The following is a 19354-nucleotide window of genomic DNA, read 5'->3' on the forward strand; positions in this document are numbered from 1 at the left end:
TCTAATGACTGAAAATAACAGTAAACCAAAATTCGAGGATTTTATCACTTTCTACGAGAAAGCTGTACTTCCGCTTCAAAAGGAGAATATCGGACTAATCAGGTTAGACGGACAACTGAAAGGTGACACCCGGGTAACATTTGCTTATTTTGATTATGAGGGTAAAACCTGGAGAGTCAACGCTGATACACATGTTGACAGACTTAAAATTGCTTACGATGAGTTTGTAAAAGGCAATGATCCTTTCGTGATTAAATATTTGAGAGACAACCGCAAAGCTTACCTGGGAATTAAAGGTCAACCGGTTAGAAACGCCAAATTATATATCTACGCTTAAGCCAGATTGATCTGGATAGCTGTTACAGCTTAAATTAGCTTACCTAAAAACGGGCCTGCTCCAATGGAACAGGCCCGTTTGTTATTTAATTATTTTTTGTTTCTCCTTTTGAGTTCCAGTACCGTTATTTCAGGCCAGATTCCAATTCTTCCCGAGAAGCCGATGAATCCAAAACCCCTGTTTATATAAAGTTTACGACCATTTTCTTCTTTCAAACCAGCCCAGTGTGCATATCTGTATTTAACAGGGCTCCATTTGATACCAAAGGCTTCCAGACCAAATTGCATTCCATGTGTATGGCCGGACAGCGTAAGATGAACAATCGGATAGCTTTTTTTTACTTGTGTTTCCCAATGGCTGGGATCGTGAGAGAGTAAGATCTTAAAGGCCTGCTCAGGTACATGCTGGAAGGTTTTTGCCAAATCTCCACGTTCACCAAAACCGACCCCCCAGTTCTCTACGCCACCAAGAATCAATTGTTGATCTTGATTTTTAATGGCCACATGCCTGTCCAAGAGTAATTCAAAGCCTAAGTGGCGGTGGGCTTCTTTTAGTTCCTGCAGGTTCTGTGACTTTTCTTCTGGTGTAGGCCAGCTGATATAATCTCCATAGTCATGGTTCCCTAAAATTGAATATTGACCGTAAGGTGCCTTAATTTTTGAAAATTCAGGAATCCAGGGTTTAATCTCCTCAGCTTTATTATTAACCAGATCTCCTGTAAAAACAAACAGGTCTGCATGTTGTGCATTGATTAAGCTAATACCTCTTTTTACTGCGGTTTTATTTTTAAAACTTCCGGCATGTACATCTGAAATCTGTACAATTTTAAAGCCATCGAAAAGTGGAGGTAAATCATCAAATTCAAGTGTGACTTTTTTAACCGTGTACCGATATTTTCCGATAATCATCCCATATAAAAACAGCAATACGGTGAGCACGAAAATTACAGCTGAAAATAAGGTCCAGTTATAACTTCTGGGTTGGGAGACAATCGTACTATAAAGATCTCCGGGAATAAGAAACAAGATCGTAACCAGTTCGGCAACAACTAAAATGAGCAGGGCATGCGCCGCATAAAGCAATAATTTGCCTTCCGCATTCTTGTGTCTCCTGCTAATTGCTAATCCAAAACCGGCAAAGATTGCCACCGTCAGTACCCAGAAAAATTGCGGAATGCCACTGGATGGAAAAAGAGTATGGAGAGCACTATAGATATAACTGCTGGTCGCAAGCAAGACAAAGGCAAGGATCAACAAGGGTAAAACGGGAATTCTTTTTTTCATCAGCGTTATTAGATTGCTTATTTAACGCATAATTACGTGAATTATATCCAATTTGTTTGCCTTATGAAATTGATTACGATTGGCTGACCAAAAGTCTGGTCTTATTTTGAAACCTGAAGAACAGCATAAAAGAGGCCGCAAGCAACCCAATTGTAAGTCCGTACCAGATTCCATTTACGCCCATCCCCAATCTAATCCCAAGTAAATAACCTAGTGGAATACCAATTACCCAATAAGCTACAAAGGTTATGAGGGTTGGCACATTGACATCTCCAATACCGCGCAGTACCCCCAGTCCAACAACCTGTGTTCCATCAAAGAGCTGGAAGAATCCGGCAATAATTAATAACTGGGCAGCAATTTGTATAACCGCGTTATCATTGGTGTAAATATTAGGTAAAAGGGTATTACCAAATATAAATACTAAAGCTGTAAGAGACATAAATGCAATAATCACATGGTAACTCGCGATGGCTGAAAGACGCAGGTCAAGAAAATTATTTTTACCGAAGTTATTACCGGTTTTTATAGTGGCAGCAGATGCTATACCACTGGCCAGCATATAAGTTACAGATGCCAGGTTAATAGCTACCTGATGGGCAGCTTGTTCTATGGCACCTATCGTACCAATCAGAATGGCGGCTCCGCTGAAGGCACTGATCTCAAACGAATACTGCAGGGCAACAGGTGCACCGATCTTAAATATTTTAAGGCACCTGACTTTGTCTATAAAACTGATTTTAAACGACCGCAGGTAAACTTTGAAATTCGCAGAACGGAAAACATAGATAGTCATTACCAAAGCCATGAGTATCCGGTCTATCAGTGTGCTTAATCCAACTCCTTTCACGCCCATCGGCGCTATGCCAAACATTCCTTTTACGAAGATTACACCGAGTATGATATTAATCAGATTACCCCATATGGAAATAAACATAGCCTGTTTGGTAAAACCAAGTCCTTCTGTAAACTGCTTGAAAGTCTGAAAGATCATCAGTGGTATAATTGATACGGCAAGATATCCCAGATAAGGTTTGGCATAAGCAACAACTTCCGGCGATTGTCCGATATGGTCAATAGCTAGCAATGTTCCGAAATGCACAAAAAGATAGAGCACAATACTTGCAGCGATATTAATAATCAAGCTGTTAGATAACAACCTGCCGCATTCCCCATGATTTTTTCTTCCATTTTCCTGTGCAATCAGCGGTGTAAGGCCATAGGCGATACCCATGCCTAAGACCAGGATCAGCATAAATAAACTATTAACCAGCGAAACTGCTGCTAATTGGATTGTTCCGGCAAAATGACCAACAATCACACTGTCAGCCAAATGTACCAGGGTGTGCCCTAATTGTGAAACAACTATGGGCAGCGCTAAACGAAGGTTGTCTTTATAATATGGTTTGTATTTTGAGTAGAAAGCACTGAACATAATCTTGGGATAATTTGCAAATCTAAGGCTATTTTACCGATGTAAGGGTGAAATATTCTTCTTTCTCCGAAGTGTGCGGCTGAATAAGTTCTGCCAGAATCAGATTGACTAGTATTTTTTGGGCTTTTTTATGTGAACTTCTGGTCAGCTTGCAGAATTCTTTGAGTGTGATCCGGCCTTGTTTATCGAGATATCCAAAAAGCTTTCGCTCCAGATCGGAATAACTGATTGTGATTCCCTGTTGGTTTTGCCGTTGTTTTATCACCTCAATCATCACCTTGCTTGCCAGAACACTTTTATCTTTTACCCGGTAATAGACCCACCATTCTTTTTTATCATCCAGTGCATAATGCGGTTTAGAGTCGCTTTCGTGAATAGTTGCTGCAAGAACAAGTTTCTCATCAATATAGATTTCCTCAAATTCAGGCTCAATAGCCGGGCGGCAATACTGATGCGCGGATCTGGTGATCATATATCTTTCCTCATCTTCTGATTTGACACCCCTAATGGTTCCGTCATCTGCAACGCCGATTAATAAAGTACCACCTTTATTATTTGCAAATGCCACCAGACTTTTGGCTATCTTTTCTTTATTACTAATCGTTTTTTTAAAGTCCAGCGTTGTACCTTCTCCTTGTAAAATTAGTTTCCTGATGTTCATCTTGTATCCTGAATATAAACACTAATAAGCGACCTGACCTTTTTCTCCCTGATGCAAATTTCTGATATAGACTTCATTCATAACTGTAGCACAGATTTCACCTTCCTTGTTTTTAATTTCCATAGGGTAGGCTTTGACAAATTTTCCCGGGCCATCAAGATGATCGATCGCATCTGCGATCATCTCATCTGTGATATGAATAGAAAAATATAAGGATTTTCTACCGGGTCTGACGTACTGAATGCTGGCACTTTTTAACCATACTCTAACTTTATAACCTTTACGCTGCAACAGCTGATCAAATAATAAGGCATAAAAAGGGTCCGTAGCAGCGTATATTGTGCCGCCAAAGATTGATCCGTTATAATTTTTGTTCAGGATACTTTTAGCAATTTTAATATCTGCCCCCCTGAAACCCGCATGAAATTTTCTTACCCATATTCTCTGAAACAAAAGAGGGGGATAAAAACGCATAACCCATTTTAAGGTATTCTCTGATACTATCATTTTATATATTCTTCACCTGCCTGAAGCTATTTCAACAGCTGGTATTGCTAATTTATAGAAATCTTGTTTTAAACCTTCGATATTTTCTGCGTTTACGAATTTGACGGTAATATATTACGCTACAAAGATATTCCAGCGTTTGGCGCAAGCCATTTATTGATTTGTGAGCTGAGTTTTTCGGTTTTAAGCCTAAAAACTTAACTTTGGATATAATACTGAGAAAAATGTTTAGAGATAAGGTTGTTGCCGCTTACAAGCAGATCCAGGATGATATATGCAAGGGTTTATCCCAGGCAGATGGTCGTGTGGAGTATGAAGAAGAAATTTGGACACGTGAAGGCGGAGGAGGGGGACGCACCCGGATCTTTCAGAATGGAAATGTTATAGAAAAGGGCGGCGTAAACTTTTCTGCTGTACATGGAAATTTACCTGAAGCGGTAAAAAACTCATTTAAAGTCGATTCTGACGAGTTTTTTGCAGCTGGTGTATCCATAGTTATCCATCCGTCGAATCCTTTTGTGCCTATCATACACCTCAATATCCGTTATTTTGAAATGGATGCTCAAACGCGTTGGTTTGGTGGCGGAATAGATCTTACACCTCATTATGTATTTGATGAGGATGTACATTTCTTTCACAAACTATTAAAAGATACCTGTGACCAGTTCGATGCTTCTTTTTATCCAAAGTTCAAAAAAAGGGCTGATGATTACTTCTTTATTCGCCACAGGGAGGAAACCAGAGGAGTTGGCGGAATTTTTTACGACAGGCTGCAGCCGGAGAATACAGGTCTGGACTGGGATCAGCTTTTTGAATTCTCGATCGCAGTAGGTGAATCTTTTCTGCCTGCTTACACCGCTTTGATTGAGCGGAATAAAAATAAAACTTTTACACCTGAGAACCAGGAGTGGCAATACCTGCGCAGAAGCAGATATGCCGAATTTAATCTGGTTTACGACTCCGGTACAAAGTTCGGTTTGGAGACTAATGGAAGGATAGAATCTATCCTAATGAGCTTACCTCCAATGGCTAAATGGACCTATAATTATAAACCCTCAGAAAACAGCCCAGAGGCTGCAACTCAGGCACGGTTAATAAAAGGGATAGACTGGGCTTAATTTTTTTAAAGAATACGCTTAAACAGCAATATTTTCCTAAATTCGCAAGGTTATAACATTACCTTATTTAAATCGTTCTTAACGAACATTACTATTTTATGGCAGAAGATTTAGAAAATCAGGAAAACGATAAAATTATCAAGATTGATATAGACGAGCAGATGAAGTCTGCTTACATCGATTATTCGATGTCGGTTATTGTATCAAGAGCGTTACCTGATGTACGAGACGGATTGAAACCGGTACACAGACGTGTACTTTACGGTATGCTTGATTTAGGTCTGGCCAATAACAGGCCTTACAAGAAATCAGCCCGTATTGTCGGTGAAGTACTCGGTAAATATCACCCGCATGGTGATTCATCTGTATATATGACTATGGTGAGGATGGCTCAACCATGGAGTCTGCGTTACTTACTTGTCGAAGGACAGGGTAACTACGGTTCTGTTGATGGTGATTCTCCTGCAGCAATGCGTTACACTGAGGCGAGATTTCAGAAAATGGCTGAAGATATGCTTGCTGATATCAATAAGGATACAGTAGATTTTCAGCTTAACTTTGATGATTCCCTCCAGGAACCGACGGTATTGCCAGCAAAAGTTCCAAATTTACTGATCAACGGTTCTTCGGGTATTGCAGTTGGTATGGCAACAAATATGCCGCCACACAATATTACGGAAGTAATTAATGCGACTATCGCTTATATCGATAATCACGATATTACTATTCCAGAACTAATGAAGCATGTAAAAGGTCCTGATTTCCCAACCGGTGCCATTATTTATGGTTACAGTGGTGTTCAGGATGCTTTCGAAACTGGTCGCGGACGTGTTGTAATGCGTGCTAAGGCAGAAATCGAAACACATAAAGACCGCGAAACTATTATTGTAACTGAAATACCTTATCAGGTAAATAAAGCAATGATGATTGAGCGTACTGCTGAATTGGTTGGTGAGAAAAAAATTGAGGGTATTTCCAATATTAAGGATGAATCCAATAAGGATGGTATCCGTATAGTTTACGAAATTAAAAGGGATGCGAATGCTTCGATTGTATTAAATAACCTTTTCAAGCAAACTGCGCTACAAACTTCTTTCAGTGTAAATAACATTGCCCTTGTTAATGGCAGACCGCAGTTATTAAATCTAAAGGATTTAATAAGACATTTCGTTGAGCACAGGCATGATGTAATTATCAGAAGAACGAAATTTGAATTAAATGAAGCACAGAAACGTGCACATATCCTGGAAGGCTTATTAATCGCGCTGGATCATCTTGACGAAGTTATTAAACTGATCAGGGCTTCCACAACTCCTGAAGAGGCGCGTTTAGGCTTAATGGAGCAGTTTGGATTAAGTGACCTTCAGGCCAGAGCTATTTTAGATATGACCTTGCGTCGTCTGACAGGTCTGGAAAGAGATAAGATCAAAGATGAATACAATGAGTTAATGAAAACCATCGAATACCTGCAATCTATTCTGGCTGACGAAAGCCTGAGAATGCAGATCATTAAAGATGAGCTGGCTGAGATGATGGATAAATATGGTGACGAGCGCAGAACCCATATTGTACATTCAGCTGAAGATATGAGCATGGAAGATTTTATAGAGGACGAAGAAGTTGTCATTACTATCTCTCATGAAGGTTATATCAAACGTACTCCAGCTACTGAATACCGTACGCAGGCCAGAGGCGGTAAAGGCTCAAAAGGAAGTGATTCAAGAAATGAAGATTTCATTGAGCACCTGCTCATTGCTTCAAACCATAACTACATGTTATTCTTTACTGAATCAGGACGTTGTTTCTGGTTAAGGGTTTACGAAATACCAGAAGGTTCGAGGTTAAGTAAAGGAAGAGCGATCCAGAACATTATTAATATTCCTAAAGAAGAAAAGATCAAAGCCTACATTAAGGTGAAAAATCTGAAAGATCAGGAATATCTGGAGAACAACTATATTATTATGTGTACCAAGAAAGGTACCATCAAGAAAACTTCACTAGAGGCTTATTCAAGACCGAGGGTAAATGGTATTAATGCTATTAATATCAACGAAGGTGACCAGTTACTGGAAGCAAGTCTGACAAGCGGTTCAAGTGAGATTGTAATGGCTTTACGTTCGGGTCGCGCGATCAGATTTAACGAAAGTACTGTCCGTCCGATGGGAAGAACTGCTACAGGTGTAAGAGGTGTAACTTTAGGTCATGCTAATGATGAAGTTGTGGGTATGATTGCTGTTGACGATCCTGAAGCTACAGTAATGGTTGTATCTGAAAAAGGTTACGGAAAACGTACTGATATTGAAGACTATAGAGTAACTAACCGTGGCGGTAAGGGTGTTAAAACCATTACGATCACCGAGAAAACAGGAGACTTAATTGCAATTAAGAGCGTTACAGATAATGATGACCTGATGATTATCAACAAGTCTGGTATCGTTATCCGTATTGTACTAAGTCAACTTAGGGTTATCGGAAGAGCTACTCAAGGTGTACGTCTGATCAATTTAAAAGGTAATGATGCAATTGCTTCAGTTGCCAAAATTGAGCATGAAGATGATCCGGAAGAGGAAGTAGAACCAATTTTGGACAGCGCTATAGTTACTGATGAAACAGCTGTAGAAAATGAGGTTCCAGAATTAGAGAAAGAAGAAGAAGATGAGCAGGAGGGAGATTCTGACGAAGAAACTTCAGAAGAGGATGAAGACTAATTATTTTTTTAAACCATAAATTACAGACCTGCATGGATCTCTCTAAAACAAATAAGGGGCCATGCGGGTTTTTGTATTAAATTAAAAACAATAGACTAATATGAAAAAAGTACTTTTAAGTGTATTATTGGTAGGTGCAGCAACCTATGCGAATGCTCAAAAGGGTGAAGTTTCTAAGGCGAAAAATGCATGGGGACTTGCTAAATTTGCATCTGCTCAGAGTCAGCCTTTAGATAAAACCTTGCAAACATTAAGTGAAGGATTAAAGTTCACGGATAATGCAATTGCAAATGAAAAATCAAAAGAAATGCCTGAAGCATGGACATACCGCGCATTATTTGCTTCTAAAATTGCATTTACCGACACTGTGAACGCACAGAATGCTATTGCTAATGAAAAAATTGCAGAAGAAGCGATTACAAAAGCAAAAGAACTGGATGTGAAAGGAAATGAGAAAGAAAATCTTGAAGAAGCAGAAGTAACACTCTCAAATGCTTTAAGAAACAGAGCTATTATGGCTTATAATAATAAAGATTATAAATCTGCTTTAACTTATTTCAACCAAATTACAACTAAAGCTCCTCAGGATACAGCAATGTATGTGAATGCTGGTGTTACAGCCAAGCAATTACAGGATTATCCTGAAACAGTAAGAAACTTTAAAAAAGCGATTGAATTAGGCTCTAAAGATTCTGAATCACTTTACAGTGAAATAATCAGCACGAGTTTTGAAAATTTAAAAGATACTGTTGCAGCGACATCGTTATTGGATGCTGCGATTGCAAAATATCCTGAAAACCCTTATTTCGTTGGTATACAAACTGACTTATATATCAGACAAGGTAATATTGCTAAATCTCAGGAGCTTTTAAAGAAACTGATTGAAAAAGATGGTAAAAATGCTGCTTATCAATATGCAATGGGGGATACCTATTACAAACAAGCTCTTGATTTGCAAGGCAAAAGAAACAAAATAGACGCAAAAAACAAGAAAGAATTTGATGCGATCACTACTCAAATGAATGGTTTTATTGACCAGGCATTGCCTTACTACAAAAAATCTTACGAGCTGGACAATAAAATGACTGCTGCTCTCGAGAATTTAAAAGTTATCTATCTTTTTAAAGATGATAAAGTAAATTACGAAGCGACTAAAAAGATCTTAGACGCACAAAAATAGTCTAAACACAATAATTAAAAGAGGGATAAATTTTATCCCTCTTTTTTTTTGCATAAATTTGGGTTTAAGACTGAATAGGTTTATGATGAATAAGAAATATTTTTTTGCCGCTACCATGCTTGTTGTTGTAAGTGCTTCCACAAATGCAATTGCACAAAAAACACAATTGCTGATTGCAAGAAATGCAGTGGGAAAGCTTCAGGAAGCAATCGCTAATCAGAAAGATGAGAAAACTCAGCTCCAAATACTTGCTGACGGTATAAAAGCAAGCGAAAATGCGCAAAAGGACTCTAAGACAAAAAAGTATCCGGAAACATGGGCAATTAAATCTTATTTGAGTTCTTACATTGCTATCAAAGATCCTAATCAGGCCACATCAGACAAATATTACGAGCAGGCTAAAATGGCTATTGATTCAGCCAAAAATTTTGACCGTTTCGAGGATAATTCCGGATTGATTGCTGCTTCTAATTATAATATTAATATCAAGAAGCAGAAAATGGGTAATTCTGCTTACGAAGCCGGCGATTATAATGTAGCATTTAACTATCTAAGGGAGGTAAGTGACTATTTTCCAAAAGATTCTGCATTAGCAATTAATACAGCGTTAAGTGCTCAGGCAATTAAAAATGACGATGAAGCATTGAACTATTTCAGAAGAGCGAAAGATAATGGAGCCAGAAATCCTGTAATTTTTCAGCGTATGGGAAATATCTATAAAATGAAACTGGATAACGAAGCCGCACTTAAGATCACAGAGGAGGGCTTGAAGTTAAATCCGTACAATGAAATGCTTGGTAATGATTATATCAATCAGTTACTCGACAATGAGCGATATACGGAAGCAATGAACAGAATTGAAAATACGCTCAAAGTTAATACGAGAAGTAAACTGCTTTATTTTTTATATGGATATCTGCACCAGAAAAATGCCAATATGGGCACAGCAGAATTGGCATATAATAAATCATTAGATATTGATAAAAATTATTTTGACGCTTTATACCAATTAGGCTTACTATACCTAAACCTGGGTAACAAAGCTCTTCAGGCTACACCACAGGATATCCCAACATTTTCTTCATACCTGAACAGATCTGAAATCATTTTCAATAAGGCGCTAAAATTGAAACCTAAAGATAAATCTGTAATTAATTTACTAATTGAAATTTATACCCGTAAAAATAGATTTGACCGTGTTCAGGAATTGAAAGCGCAACTAGACGTCTTTTAAACGCTGAAATTCAGCTATATGTAGTATACATACGCTAATATTTTAAAAGCACAAACCGAATAGTTTGTGCTTTTTTTATGCCTGATGGGGAAGTATGTAATTTTATACTTAACATAATATTAATTATATACTAATAAAAGATACCGCTTTTTAAGCTGCCTTTTTAATTTATAGCATAATTCCTTTTCAAATATTTTATGGCTTAACCGATTATGTCTAGATTAGATCCTTAATCAAATTATAACGCTTTTTGAAATGGCTGCTCCTAAAAAATCTGCTATCGGATTTATATTTATAACACTTTTAATTGATTTCACAGGTTTTGGCGTAATCATACCGGTATTACCCAGACTTATCGAAGAAATGACTGGCGGCGGTCTAAGCGTCGCAGCAGTTTATGGTGGCTGGCTTACGTTGTCTTATTCTGCTATGCAGTTTTTAAGTGCACCTGTATTAGGTGGTCTTAGTGATAAATATGGCCGCAGGCCGGTTCTGCTTGCCTCGTTATTTGGATTAGGCATAGATTATATTTTTCTGGCATTTGCACCAACCATTGGCTGGTTATTCGCTGGCAGGATTCTGGCAGGAATTACTGGCGCCAGTTTTACTACAGCAATGGCTTATATCGCAGACGTAAGTACACCAGAAAAACGGGCACAGAACTTTGGATTGATTGGTGCCGCATTTGGTATCGGATTTATAGTCGGACCTGTTATAGGCGGTCTTTTTAGTGAATATGGTCTGCGAGTTCCATTCTTAATTTCTGCAGGTCTTTCACTGCTTAACTGGCTTTACGGTTATTTCATTCTCCCGGAATCACTTGCTCCGGAAAACAGACGGAATTTTGACTGGAAACGCGCAAATCCTGTAGGCTCATTGCTCCAGGTGAAAAAATATCCTGCGCTTGGCGGTTTACTTTTAACCTTATTTTTACTGTATCTGGCCAGCCATGCAGTGCAGTCTGGCTGGGCTTACTATACGATGGAGAAATTTGCATGGACTGAAAAAGCAGTTGGTTATTCCCTGGGATTTGCAGGATTAGTTGTCGGTGTTGTTCAAGGCGGCCTTATCCGGGTTATCATCCCTAAAATTGGACAGATTAAGGCCGTATTTTATGGCCTGATTCTTTATATGGTTGGATTTGTCCTGTTTGCTTTTGCCAGTGAAGGCTGGATGATGTATGCGTTTTTACTCCCATATGGCCTGGCGGGTATTTTCGGACCAGCTATGCAAGGATTGATTTCTAATCAGGTAAAAGCTGATAGTCAGGGAGAGATTCAGGGTGTAATGGCTGGTCTGATGAGTGCTTCGGCGATTGTAGGCCCTTTAATTATGACCAATCTGTTTGCTTATTTCAGCAGTGCATCAAGTTCTGTATATTTTCCAGGGGCACCTTTTATAATGGCAGCTGTTCTTACATTGGCGGGTATATTTATCTGCTCATCGACCTTGAAAAAATATCATTCTTAAATATTTTTTGTTTATATTCTTAACCGGTCAGATTATTGTTCTGACTAAGATATTAGATGTTTTTCTAGACCGTATATCCTAAAATGTTAAACCGTCCAATTCGCACCATACAAGATTTTTTACTGAGTACCTATTTTGCAGATGGCTTAAGGATTACTTTTGGGGTGCTTCTCCCCTCGCTGATTATGGCTCAGTTCGGAATGCTTAAGTACGGCATGACATTATCTTTGGGCGCACTTTGTGTAAGTATGGTTGATACGCCAGGCCCGATTATTCATCGTCGTAATGCGATGCTGGTCACTACGGCACTAATCACGGTGTGCTCTCTGCTTGTCGGGCTTACCAATGTGAACACGCTTTTCGTTGGCATTGTACTGGTCGCCTGTAGTTTCATCTTCTCCATGTTTATTTTATATGGTACAAGAGCAGCCGCTGTCGGTACTGCAGCATTATTGGTCATGGTATTAAGTATTGATGATGTACGTCCTTGGAAAGAAGTCATCGTCTACTCTCTGCTCATCTTTACAGGCAGTGTGTGGTATTCATTCCTGAGTTACTTTTTTTACCACCTAAGGCCTTATAGAGTTGTGCAGCAAACCTTGAGTGATTCGATACATGAGGTGAGTGAATTCCTGAGAGCAAAGGCGAAATTCTATCATCAAAATGTTGATTATGAAGATAATTACGCAGATTTACTTCAATTACAAGTTCAGGTTCATGAGAAGCAGGATGCAGTCAGAGAAGTACTTTTTAAAACACGGGAAATAGTCCGGGATTCGACACCGGAAGGCCGGTTTTTATTATTGGTATTTGTTGATATGGTCGACCTGTTCGAACAAGTTATGAGCACATATTATAACTACGATCGTTTGCATAGCCAGTTCGATTCTATCGGGATTCTTTCTAAGTATGAGCTAATGATTAACCGGATCGCTTATGAACTCGATGAAGTGGCATTTGCTTTGAAAACAGGTGGCACTCCCCGCGCGCCAACTCGTTTAATTGAAGAAGTAAGGCAGTTAAAAGAGGAAATCACGCAACTGGAAAAAGATAATGTTGACGGAAGGTTTAACACGCTGGGGCTAATTGCTTTAAAGAATATTGAGGTAAACATTGAGAATATAGTTTCGAGGGTTAAAACGATTAATGGTTACTTCAATAAAAAGGAAAAAAAGAATCTTAAGAACCAGGAAATTGAAACAGAGCGGTTTATCAACAGGCAGCAAATGGATAAGAAGCTGTTTTTCGAGAACTTAACCTTTAGTTCCGCTACTTTCCGACATGCAATGCGCGTATCAATTGCGATGCTAATTGGCTTTCTTGTAGCTCAGTATTTAAATTCTTCACATAGTTACTGGATCCTACTAACCGTACTGGTGATCTCCAAACCGGGATTCAGCCTTACTAAACAGCGAAATTATCACAGATTGATCGGAACTGTGATCGGCGCAGTAATCGGTATGGTGATCTTGGTCTATATCCATGATAAGAATACGCTATTTGTGATTCTTATCATCTGCATGATCGGTGCGTATAGCTTTTTGCGCAAGAATTATATTGTCAGCGTGCTATTTATGACACCGTATATATTGGTATTGTTCGACTTTTTAGGGCTGGGAAGCTTATCATTGGCGAGAGAACGAATATTTGATACATTAATTGGCTCTGCAATCGCTGTATTAGGAAGCTATACGCTATTTCCGAATTGGGAACATGAAAACCTGAAAGAGGCCATGCTGAAAACATTAGCGGCAAATCTGGAATATTATCAACAGGTAACTTATCTGTATTTCAATACCGAACATAATCTGACCAGCTATAAACTAGCCAGAAAGGAAGTCTATGTAACTTCTGCAAATCTGGCTTCGCTATTTCAGCGAATGTTCTCAGAGCCTAAAAGTAAGCAGAAACTCATGAAAGAGATGCATCAGTTTACGGCGTTAAACCACCTTCTCTCCTCTTATATCGCTACTTTGTCACTCTATACTAAAGAACACGCGTATTCTGTCTCCAAACCGGAGGAGCTTCGCCCGGTAGTTAATAATACTATTTATCTACTTAATCAGACCGCTTTATTTTTAGACAATAAAACAGGGGAAATTAATAATGTACCGCTAATAAAAAGTAAAGATGAGACCGACGAGATACAATTAAATAGCGAAGAACAAATGATTGTGGACCAGTTTGATCAAATCCAGAAGGTCGCATATGATATCTATAAACTTTCCGAAAAAGTCAAATTGTGAAACTAATGCGTTCGTGAATTGTTAATATACTAAACAATGCATTTTATGGAAAAGTTATATACAGCGAGCGTAATTGCGAGCGGCGGCCGTGACGGCCATATTAAATCAAGTGACGGAACAATAGAGTTTGATGTAAGGACACCTAAAGAAATGGGTGGTCAGGGAGGTGCAACTAATCCTGAACAATTATTTGCAGCAGCATGGGGCCCGTGCTATCTTGGAGCTTTGGCAGCTGTAGCAAAAAATCAGGGTGTTGACGTGTCTGAAGCGACAGTGAATGTACAGGTAGCTTTTAACCAGGATGGTAATGCATTTGTACTCTCTGCAGAGCTAGATGTACATATTCCGGGAATTAGTCATGAGGAAACTCAGAGCCTGGCAGATAAAGCCCACAAAGCCTGCCCTTATTCAAAAGCGACCCGAGGTAATATTGAGACAAGAGTTACAGCTGTTTAACGGTAGAAATTATCAATATTTAAAAAGAGGGAGCCGGGAAAATATCCCGGCTCCCTCTTTTTAAATACACTTTTTTAAAGCAACAATTTGCTTGCTAATCCCAGCAGTAGCATGAACCCAAATACATCGGTAAAGGTGGTGATAATAATAGAGGACGCGATTGCAGGGTCTATCCCTACCCTTTTGAGCACCAATGGAATACCAGCCCCCGTAACACCAGCTATTAAAAGATTACCCGTCATAGCCAGGAAAATAACAACACCTAACATAGCGTTCGCATCGAAAATTATCGCGAAAACAAAAACAATCAGGCCGGTAACCGCGCCATTAATCAATCCGACAGTAAATTCCTTTAATACAGTGCGGTAGGCTTGTTTATCCGTAAGGTCATAAAGCGAGATCCTACGGACAGTAACAGCTAAAGCCTGTGTAGCGGCATTACCACCCATACCAGCGATAATCGTCATATAGGCCGAAAGCACGGCGATCTTAGCTATAGTAGGCTCAAAACTGCGGACCACCGCAGAAGCTAAGAATGCTGTACCCAGGTTAATAATTAACCAGGGAAGCCTTGATTTAACGGCCTCAACCCAGTTACCACTAAGTTCCTCATCTTCAGAAACCCCTGATATTTTCAGGATATCTTCGGTGTTAACTTCCTCCATTACGTCAATAACATCATCAAATGTTACTCTTCCAAGCAGCCTATTTTCGTGATCAAGAACTGGAATACTGGTAATATTGTACTGTGAAATTAATCTGGCGACCTCTTCCCTGTCAGTTTCTGGTCTTACCCAAGCTACATCAGTTTTCAAAAGGCCGGTTATCTGAATGTCACCCCTTGATTTAATTATATCTTTTAAAGAGACAATCCCTTTAAATACATGATCTTTGTTGACTACGAAAATCGTATAGAACTCCTCGATTGCCTCACTCTGACGAATAATTTCCTCGATCGCTTCCTTCTTAGATAAATGCAGCTGAATACTAATGTATTCGGTATTCATTAAGCCGCCGGCGGTGTCTTCATCGTAAGTAAGGAGCTTACGGATATGTGTTGCATCATCTTCGTTAAGATCACCCAGGATTTCTTTCTGCTCATGCTCCTCGAGCTGCGAAATAATATCGGTAGCATCATCGTAATCAAGCTCTTCTACAATCTCTGTCCGTTTTTCAGGATGCATCTGGAGTAATAATTCCTCCGGATGCGTTTCTTCATGCATTTCAGAAATTACGTCGGAAGCGATTTTAACGTCCAGCAGGTTGAGTATTCTCTCCCTGTCATCCATTTTTAGACTCTCAAATAAGATGGCGATTTCTGAAGCATGGTATTCACTCAACAATACAGATAAGTATGCGTCATCGCCCTTGAGCGCTTTCTTGATATTAGAGACGTCAGTTTTATTGAGTTCGTAAGACTGCATTGTTTTTATTTAAACCAACCTTTTCTCCAGAAATAGAGTACCTGCGCTACTGCGATAAACAACATGACAAGTATCGTAACCAAATAACCGTTGGACTGGTAAAGTTCCGGCATATTATAGGGCATTAACTTCCCTGTAACCGGATCTTCTTTGGCAAAGTTCATTCCATAAATTCCGGCGATAAATGTCAGCGGGATGAAAATAGACGAAATAACGGTCAATACTTTCATAATCTGGTTCATCCGGTTACTGATTATAGAAAGATACATATCTATATTACTTGCTGAAATCTCCTTGAGAGATTCAATAATATCAATGATTTGTATACAGTGATCATAAGCATCACGGACATATAATTTGGTTCCCTCCGTTATAAGTGGATTGTCGGTACGGAGCATATCATTTAACTTATCACGCTCCGGCCAGGCGACCCTTCTGATACTAATTAGGTTTCTTTTTATCATCTGCGTATCAAACATGATAGTGCGATCAGGTTTGTCAAAAAGCCTGTCTTCAATAGTATCCAGATCATCACCCCAAATACCTAGGATTTCAAAATAAGTGTCAATAATAGTATCATTTATCGCATAGAATACATAACTGCTCCCCCCGGCCCTGATATTTCCTTTACCTGCCCTGAGTCTCTGTCTCACAGGCTCCAGGCAGTCTTCGTATTTATCCTGCAAGGTAATCAGCATGTTATCGGTTAGAATGTATGATAATTGCTCATTTTCCAGGTTCTTTTCATCATCGAGCAGCAACATTCTGCTAACGGCAAATATGTAATTATCATATTCATCCATTTTAGGACGCTGATAGGTCCGGGTAATATCTTCGATGACGAGTTTATTGATATGAAGGTCATCACTAATGGTTTCAAACATCTTTTCTGACTTGAAACCTTTAATTTCAATCCAGAATGTAAAGCTTTTATCACTGATGAGCTGAGACAGATTGTTCAGATCATTTAATTTTTTAGTCTCAAAGCCAGCCTGATTAAATTTGTGCAGGACAATTTTAGGCTGTAATGCATTCTCATCTATATATACAAGTCCAGGACTGGAGCCCGCTTTAGGTAATTTAAACTTTTCTCTCTTTTTTCTGGACTTGACCTTTTTTTCCATTCTTTAAATGTAATTTTTAGCCTGAGGCCCTTGATTGAATAACAAATCAACAATGCTCATGTTTGACATAAATCCGTGCTTTTCAGCGAATACCTGATGGTATTGTTTTACCTCTCCGGCTTCATTATCCAACAATCGGAACTTATTTTTCACTCTATAATCCAGCTCCTGCGGAACTTCTGCAATATATTCTGTTGTAAAACCGAATTCGGGGCTCTGTTTAAGTTGTTTAAAGATCCATAACAGCAATTCCTGATTGTAATCGAACAAGAATTCAAATTTCTGCTCATAGAATTTCACCAGATCATCTTCATAAAATTCAAAATAAGGAGAATTACGGTAACAGCTTTCCATACTGAGCCAATGCAGCCTTTGCCATTTAAAATCATAACTGATTTTAACATCCTTCATTTTGGTATGGTACTTCGAACCTTTTATAACCGGAAGGAACAGATCCAGTGCTCCGTTCGGAGAGTAGATTTTGGTCCGGTTTCTGAAAGTCTGTTTAGGAAAGTGTTCCTCCTTTTCCAGTAATACGGAGAAATCATGTTTCTTCAATGCCGAAAAATAACTTACTGGCGGAAGATAAAAAAGAGGAAAAATAGCTGAATTGTGCATTGGTTAATCTATGTTTGCATTTTTAATCCGGCAAAATAATCATAAAAATAGGCTTTTTGGACATTGCCTGTTATTTTTATAAACGAAACCACTATTATACGCATGTCTGAACCAAGTGTCGCTGTAGTCATCCTGAACTGGAACGGTAAATCTCTTCTGGAAAAGTTTTTGCCCGGCGTCTGCAGGTCTGTATATCCGAACTTACAAATTGTCCTCGGCGATAATGCGTCTACAGATGATTCAGTCACTTACGTTCGCGAGAATTACCCCTTAATTCGGATTATCGAAAATGACCGGAATTATGGATTTGCCGAGGGTTATAATCAGATTCTCAATCATGTTACTGCAGATTATCTGGTTTTGCTCAATTCAGATGTTGAAGTACCCGAGAATTGGATAGAACCGGTTATCAAAGCAATGGAGTCTGACTTAATTATTGCAGCAGCACAGCCTAAGATTAAATGGCAGAAAGATAAAACACAGTTTGAATATGCCGGTGCAGCAGGCGGTTTTCTTGATAGGAATGTTTTTCCATTTTGTCAGGGGCGAATCTTTGACCAAATCGAATTTGATCTCGGGCAATATGAAGCAGAAAGAGAAATATTCTGGGCTAGCGGCGCTTCCTTTTTTATCAAAAGCCATTATTGGAAGCTAAGTGGAGGCCTTGATCCAGACTTGTTTGCACATATGGAGGAGATTGATCTCTGCTGGAGACTGAAGAATCTGGGTTTGAAGGTCATTTATTGCCCACAGGCAGAAGTTTACCATGTCGGCGGGGCGACGCTGGATGCTAAAAATCCTTATAAAGCCTATTTAAACTTTCGAAACAACTTGATGATTATGCAGAAGAACCTCCCTCTTGCCGAGGTGCCATTCGCTCTTTTCATTCGCATGTCTCTTGATTTTATCGCTTGGCTGCAATTTGCTGCAAAAGGTGAATTCCGATTTTCTGCAGCTGTAAGCAAAGCACATTTCGAATTTCTAAAACAGCTCAGAAGAACTGCATCCAAAAGAGCAGGTACGCAATTGCCATTTTCCAGACATACAGGCGTATATCCCGGAAGTATTGTCTGGGCCTTTTTTATTCAGGGACTGAAGAAATTTACGGCTTTAAAAAGCTTTCGATAGCTAACCGGTAACCATCGAGGCCGAAACCCGTCAGCACACCTTTGCAATTCTTACCGGTTAACGAGGTATGCCGGTATTCTTCACGGGCGTAAATATTGGAGACATGGACTTCTACCACGGGTGTATTTATTCCTGAAATAGCATCTGCCAGCGCTACAGAGGTATGTGTATAACCACCAGCATTCAAAATAAAACCATCTAGTGAGAACCCACCTTCATGCAGGCAATTGATCAGTTCACCCTCTACATTACTTTGAAAATAAGTCAGTTCAATTTCAGGAAAAGCTGCCTTAAGCTCCTGAAAGTAATCTTCAAAACTTCTGTTTCCATAAACACCTGGCTCGCGTATCCCCAGCAGGTTTAAGTTAGGGCCGTTAATAATTTGTATCTTCATCCCTTCAAACTTAGCCTTAAAATAATTAAAA

Annotated in this window: 17 protein-coding genes; 9 read left to right on the top strand and 8 right to left on the bottom strand. The window is 39.2% G+C overall.

Features of this window, described 5'->3' with window-relative positions; genetic code table 11:
* Positions 1-4: 4 nt before the first annotated feature.
* A complete protein-coding gene (locus BLR53_RS02355) occupies positions 5-337 on the top strand; it encodes a hypothetical protein (protein ID WP_037437762.1) in 333 nt (110 codons plus the stop codon).
* Between the two features lie 89 nt (positions 338-426).
* Here BLR53_RS02355 and BLR53_RS02360 read toward each other — a convergent pair whose 3' ends face one another.
* The 4 genes from BLR53_RS02360 to BLR53_RS02375 all read right to left on the bottom strand — a co-directional run bounded on the left by BLR53_RS02360 (position 427) and on the right by BLR53_RS02375 (position 4223).
* Complete coding sequence (locus BLR53_RS02360) at positions 427-1620, bottom strand: metallophosphoesterase (RefSeq protein ID WP_074586805.1); 1194 nt, start codon at positions 1618-1620, stop codon at positions 427-429.
* Positions 1621-1693: 73 nt separating this feature from the next.
* Positions 1694-3055 carry an MATE family efflux transporter gene (locus BLR53_RS02365; protein ID WP_037437765.1) on the bottom strand — a complete coding sequence of 454 codons (1362 nt, stop codon included), beginning with the start codon at positions 3053-3055 and terminating at the stop codon, positions 1694-1696.
* Between the two features lie 28 nt (positions 3056-3083).
* Entirely contained in the window at positions 3084-3716 is a 633-nt protein-coding gene (locus tag BLR53_RS02370) for an AlbA family DNA-binding domain-containing protein (protein WP_074586810.1), read from the bottom strand.
* 21 nt (positions 3717-3737) lie between these two features.
* The gene (locus BLR53_RS02375) at positions 3738-4223 is read right to left on the bottom strand and encodes a DUF4442 domain-containing protein (protein ID WP_074586814.1); all 486 of its coding nucleotides are present in this window, start codon (positions 4221-4223) and stop codon (positions 3738-3740) included.
* Between the two features lie 224 nt (positions 4224-4447).
* Between BLR53_RS02375 and hemF the strand changes: the two genes are divergently transcribed.
* From hemF to BLR53_RS02410, 7 genes are all read left to right on the top strand, one after another.
* A complete protein-coding gene (hemF, locus tag BLR53_RS02380) occupies positions 4448-5341 on the top strand; it encodes an oxygen-dependent coproporphyrinogen oxidase (RefSeq protein WP_037437770.1) in 894 nt (297 codons plus the stop codon).
* Between the two features lie 98 nt (positions 5342-5439).
* A complete protein-coding gene (gyrA, locus tag BLR53_RS02385) occupies positions 5440-8049 on the top strand; it encodes a DNA gyrase subunit A (RefSeq protein WP_037437773.1) in 2610 nt (869 codons plus the stop codon).
* A gap of 100 nt (positions 8050-8149) precedes the next feature.
* A complete protein-coding gene (locus tag BLR53_RS02390) occupies positions 8150-9229 on the top strand; it encodes a tetratricopeptide repeat protein (protein WP_037437774.1) in 1080 nt (359 codons plus the stop codon).
* An 82-nt stretch (positions 9230-9311) separates the two neighbouring features.
* Positions 9312-10463, top strand: coding sequence for a tetratricopeptide repeat protein (locus BLR53_RS02395; protein ID WP_234797477.1), 1152 nt, complete (start codon positions 9312-9314; stop codon positions 10461-10463).
* Positions 10464-10718: 255 nt separating this feature from the next.
* Entirely contained in the window at positions 10719-11933 is a 1215-nt protein-coding gene (locus BLR53_RS02400) for a TCR/Tet family MFS transporter (protein ID WP_074586817.1), read from the top strand.
* A gap of 83 nt (positions 11934-12016) precedes the next feature.
* Positions 12017-14179, top strand: coding sequence for an FUSC family protein (locus BLR53_RS02405; protein WP_074586819.1), 2163 nt, complete (start codon positions 12017-12019; stop codon positions 14177-14179).
* Positions 14180-14224: 45 nt separating this feature from the next.
* Positions 14225-14635, top strand: coding sequence for an organic hydroperoxide resistance protein (locus tag BLR53_RS02410; RefSeq protein ID WP_037437779.1), 411 nt, complete (start codon positions 14225-14227; stop codon positions 14633-14635).
* 74 nt (positions 14636-14709) lie between these two features.
* On the opposite strand, the gene mgtE is transcribed toward BLR53_RS02410, so the two are convergent.
* The 3 genes from mgtE to BLR53_RS02425 are packed head-to-tail and all read right to left on the bottom strand — an operon-like array spanning position 14710 to position 17801.
* Positions 14710-16059, bottom strand: coding sequence for a magnesium transporter (mgtE, locus tag BLR53_RS02415; RefSeq protein WP_074586821.1), 1350 nt, complete (start codon positions 16057-16059; stop codon positions 14710-14712).
* A 5-nt stretch (positions 16060-16064) separates the two neighbouring features.
* Positions 16065-17183, bottom strand: a complete 1119-nt coding sequence (gene corA / locus BLR53_RS02420; RefSeq protein WP_037437781.1) for a magnesium/cobalt transporter CorA — start codon at positions 17181-17183, stop codon at positions 16065-16067.
* 3 nt (positions 17184-17186) lie between these two features.
* The gene (locus BLR53_RS02425) at positions 17187-17801 is read right to left on the bottom strand and encodes a WbqC family protein (RefSeq protein ID WP_074586823.1); all 615 of its coding nucleotides are present in this window, start codon (positions 17799-17801) and stop codon (positions 17187-17189) included.
* A 102-nt stretch (positions 17802-17903) separates the two neighbouring features.
* On the opposite strand from BLR53_RS02425, the gene BLR53_RS02430 reads away from it, so the two are divergent.
* Complete coding sequence (locus BLR53_RS02430) at positions 17904-18929, top strand: glycosyltransferase family 2 protein (protein WP_074586825.1); 1026 nt, start codon at positions 17904-17906, stop codon at positions 18927-18929.
* Here the strand turns inward: BLR53_RS02430 and BLR53_RS02435 are convergent.
* Positions 18904-19323 (bottom strand): type II 3-dehydroquinate dehydratase, encoded by a 420-nt coding sequence (locus BLR53_RS02435; RefSeq protein ID WP_037437788.1) that lies wholly within the window; start codon positions 19321-19323, stop codon positions 18904-18906. The genes BLR53_RS02430 and BLR53_RS02435 overlap by 26 nt on opposite strands.
* Positions 19324-19354 lie beyond the last annotated feature (31 nt).

The organism is Pedobacter antarcticus (assembly GCF_900103515.1).
Lineage (GTDB): Bacteria > Bacteroidota > Bacteroidia > Sphingobacteriales > Sphingobacteriaceae > Pedobacter > Pedobacter antarcticus.

What these genes read in the sequence shown, in the direction of transcription:
- BLR53_RS02375 (WP_074586814.1), bottom strand. Translation starts at nt 4,223, where the DNA reads ATGATAGTATCAGAGAATACCTTAAAATGGGTTATGCGTTTTTATCCC.
- hemF (WP_037437770.1), top strand. Translation starts at nt 4,448, where the DNA reads ATGTTTAGAGATAAGGTTGTTGCCGCTTACAAGCAGATCCAGGATGAT.
- BLR53_RS02430 (WP_074586825.1), top strand. Translation starts at nt 17,904, where the DNA reads ATGTCTGAACCAAGTGTCGCTGTAGTCATCCTGAACTGGAACGGTAAA.
- BLR53_RS02410 (WP_037437779.1), top strand. Translation starts at nt 14,225, where the DNA reads ATGGAAAAGTTATATACAGCGAGCGTAATTGCGAGCGGCGGCCGTGAC.
- BLR53_RS02435 (WP_037437788.1), bottom strand. Translation starts at nt 19,323, where the DNA reads ATGAAGATACAAATTATTAACGGCCCTAACTTAAACCTGCTGGGGATA.
- BLR53_RS02360 (WP_074586805.1), bottom strand. Translation starts at nt 1,620, where the DNA reads ATGAAAAAAAGAATTCCCGTTTTACCCTTGTTGATCCTTGCCTTTGTC.
- BLR53_RS02365 (WP_037437765.1), bottom strand. Translation starts at nt 3,055, where the DNA reads ATGTTCAGTGCTTTCTACTCAAAATACAAACCATATTATAAAGACAAC.
- BLR53_RS02425 (WP_074586823.1), bottom strand. Translation starts at nt 17,801, where the DNA reads ATGCACAATTCAGCTATTTTTCCTCTTTTTTATCTTCCGCCAGTAAGT.
- BLR53_RS02395 (WP_234797477.1), top strand. Translation starts at nt 9,312, where the DNA reads ATGATGAATAAGAAATATTTTTTTGCCGCTACCATGCTTGTTGTTGTA.
- BLR53_RS02390 (WP_037437774.1), top strand. Translation starts at nt 8,150, where the DNA reads ATGAAAAAAGTACTTTTAAGTGTATTATTGGTAGGTGCAGCAACCTAT.
- mgtE (WP_074586821.1), bottom strand. Translation starts at nt 16,059, where the DNA reads ATGCAGTCTTACGAACTCAATAAAACTGACGTCTCTAATATCAAGAAA.
- BLR53_RS02400 (WP_074586817.1), top strand. Translation starts at nt 10,719, where the DNA reads ATGGCTGCTCCTAAAAAATCTGCTATCGGATTTATATTTATAACACTT.
- BLR53_RS02355 (WP_037437762.1), top strand. Translation starts at nt 5, where the DNA reads ATGACTGAAAATAACAGTAAACCAAAATTCGAGGATTTTATCACTTTC.
- corA (WP_037437781.1), bottom strand. Translation starts at nt 17,183, where the DNA reads ATGGAAAAAAAGGTCAAGTCCAGAAAAAAGAGAGAAAAGTTTAAATTA.
- BLR53_RS02370 (WP_074586810.1), bottom strand. Translation starts at nt 3,716, where the DNA reads ATGAACATCAGGAAACTAATTTTACAAGGAGAAGGTACAACGCTGGAC.
- gyrA (WP_037437773.1), top strand. Translation starts at nt 5,440, where the DNA reads ATGGCAGAAGATTTAGAAAATCAGGAAAACGATAAAATTATCAAGATT.
- BLR53_RS02405 (WP_074586819.1), top strand. Translation starts at nt 12,017, where the DNA reads ATGTTAAACCGTCCAATTCGCACCATACAAGATTTTTTACTGAGTACC.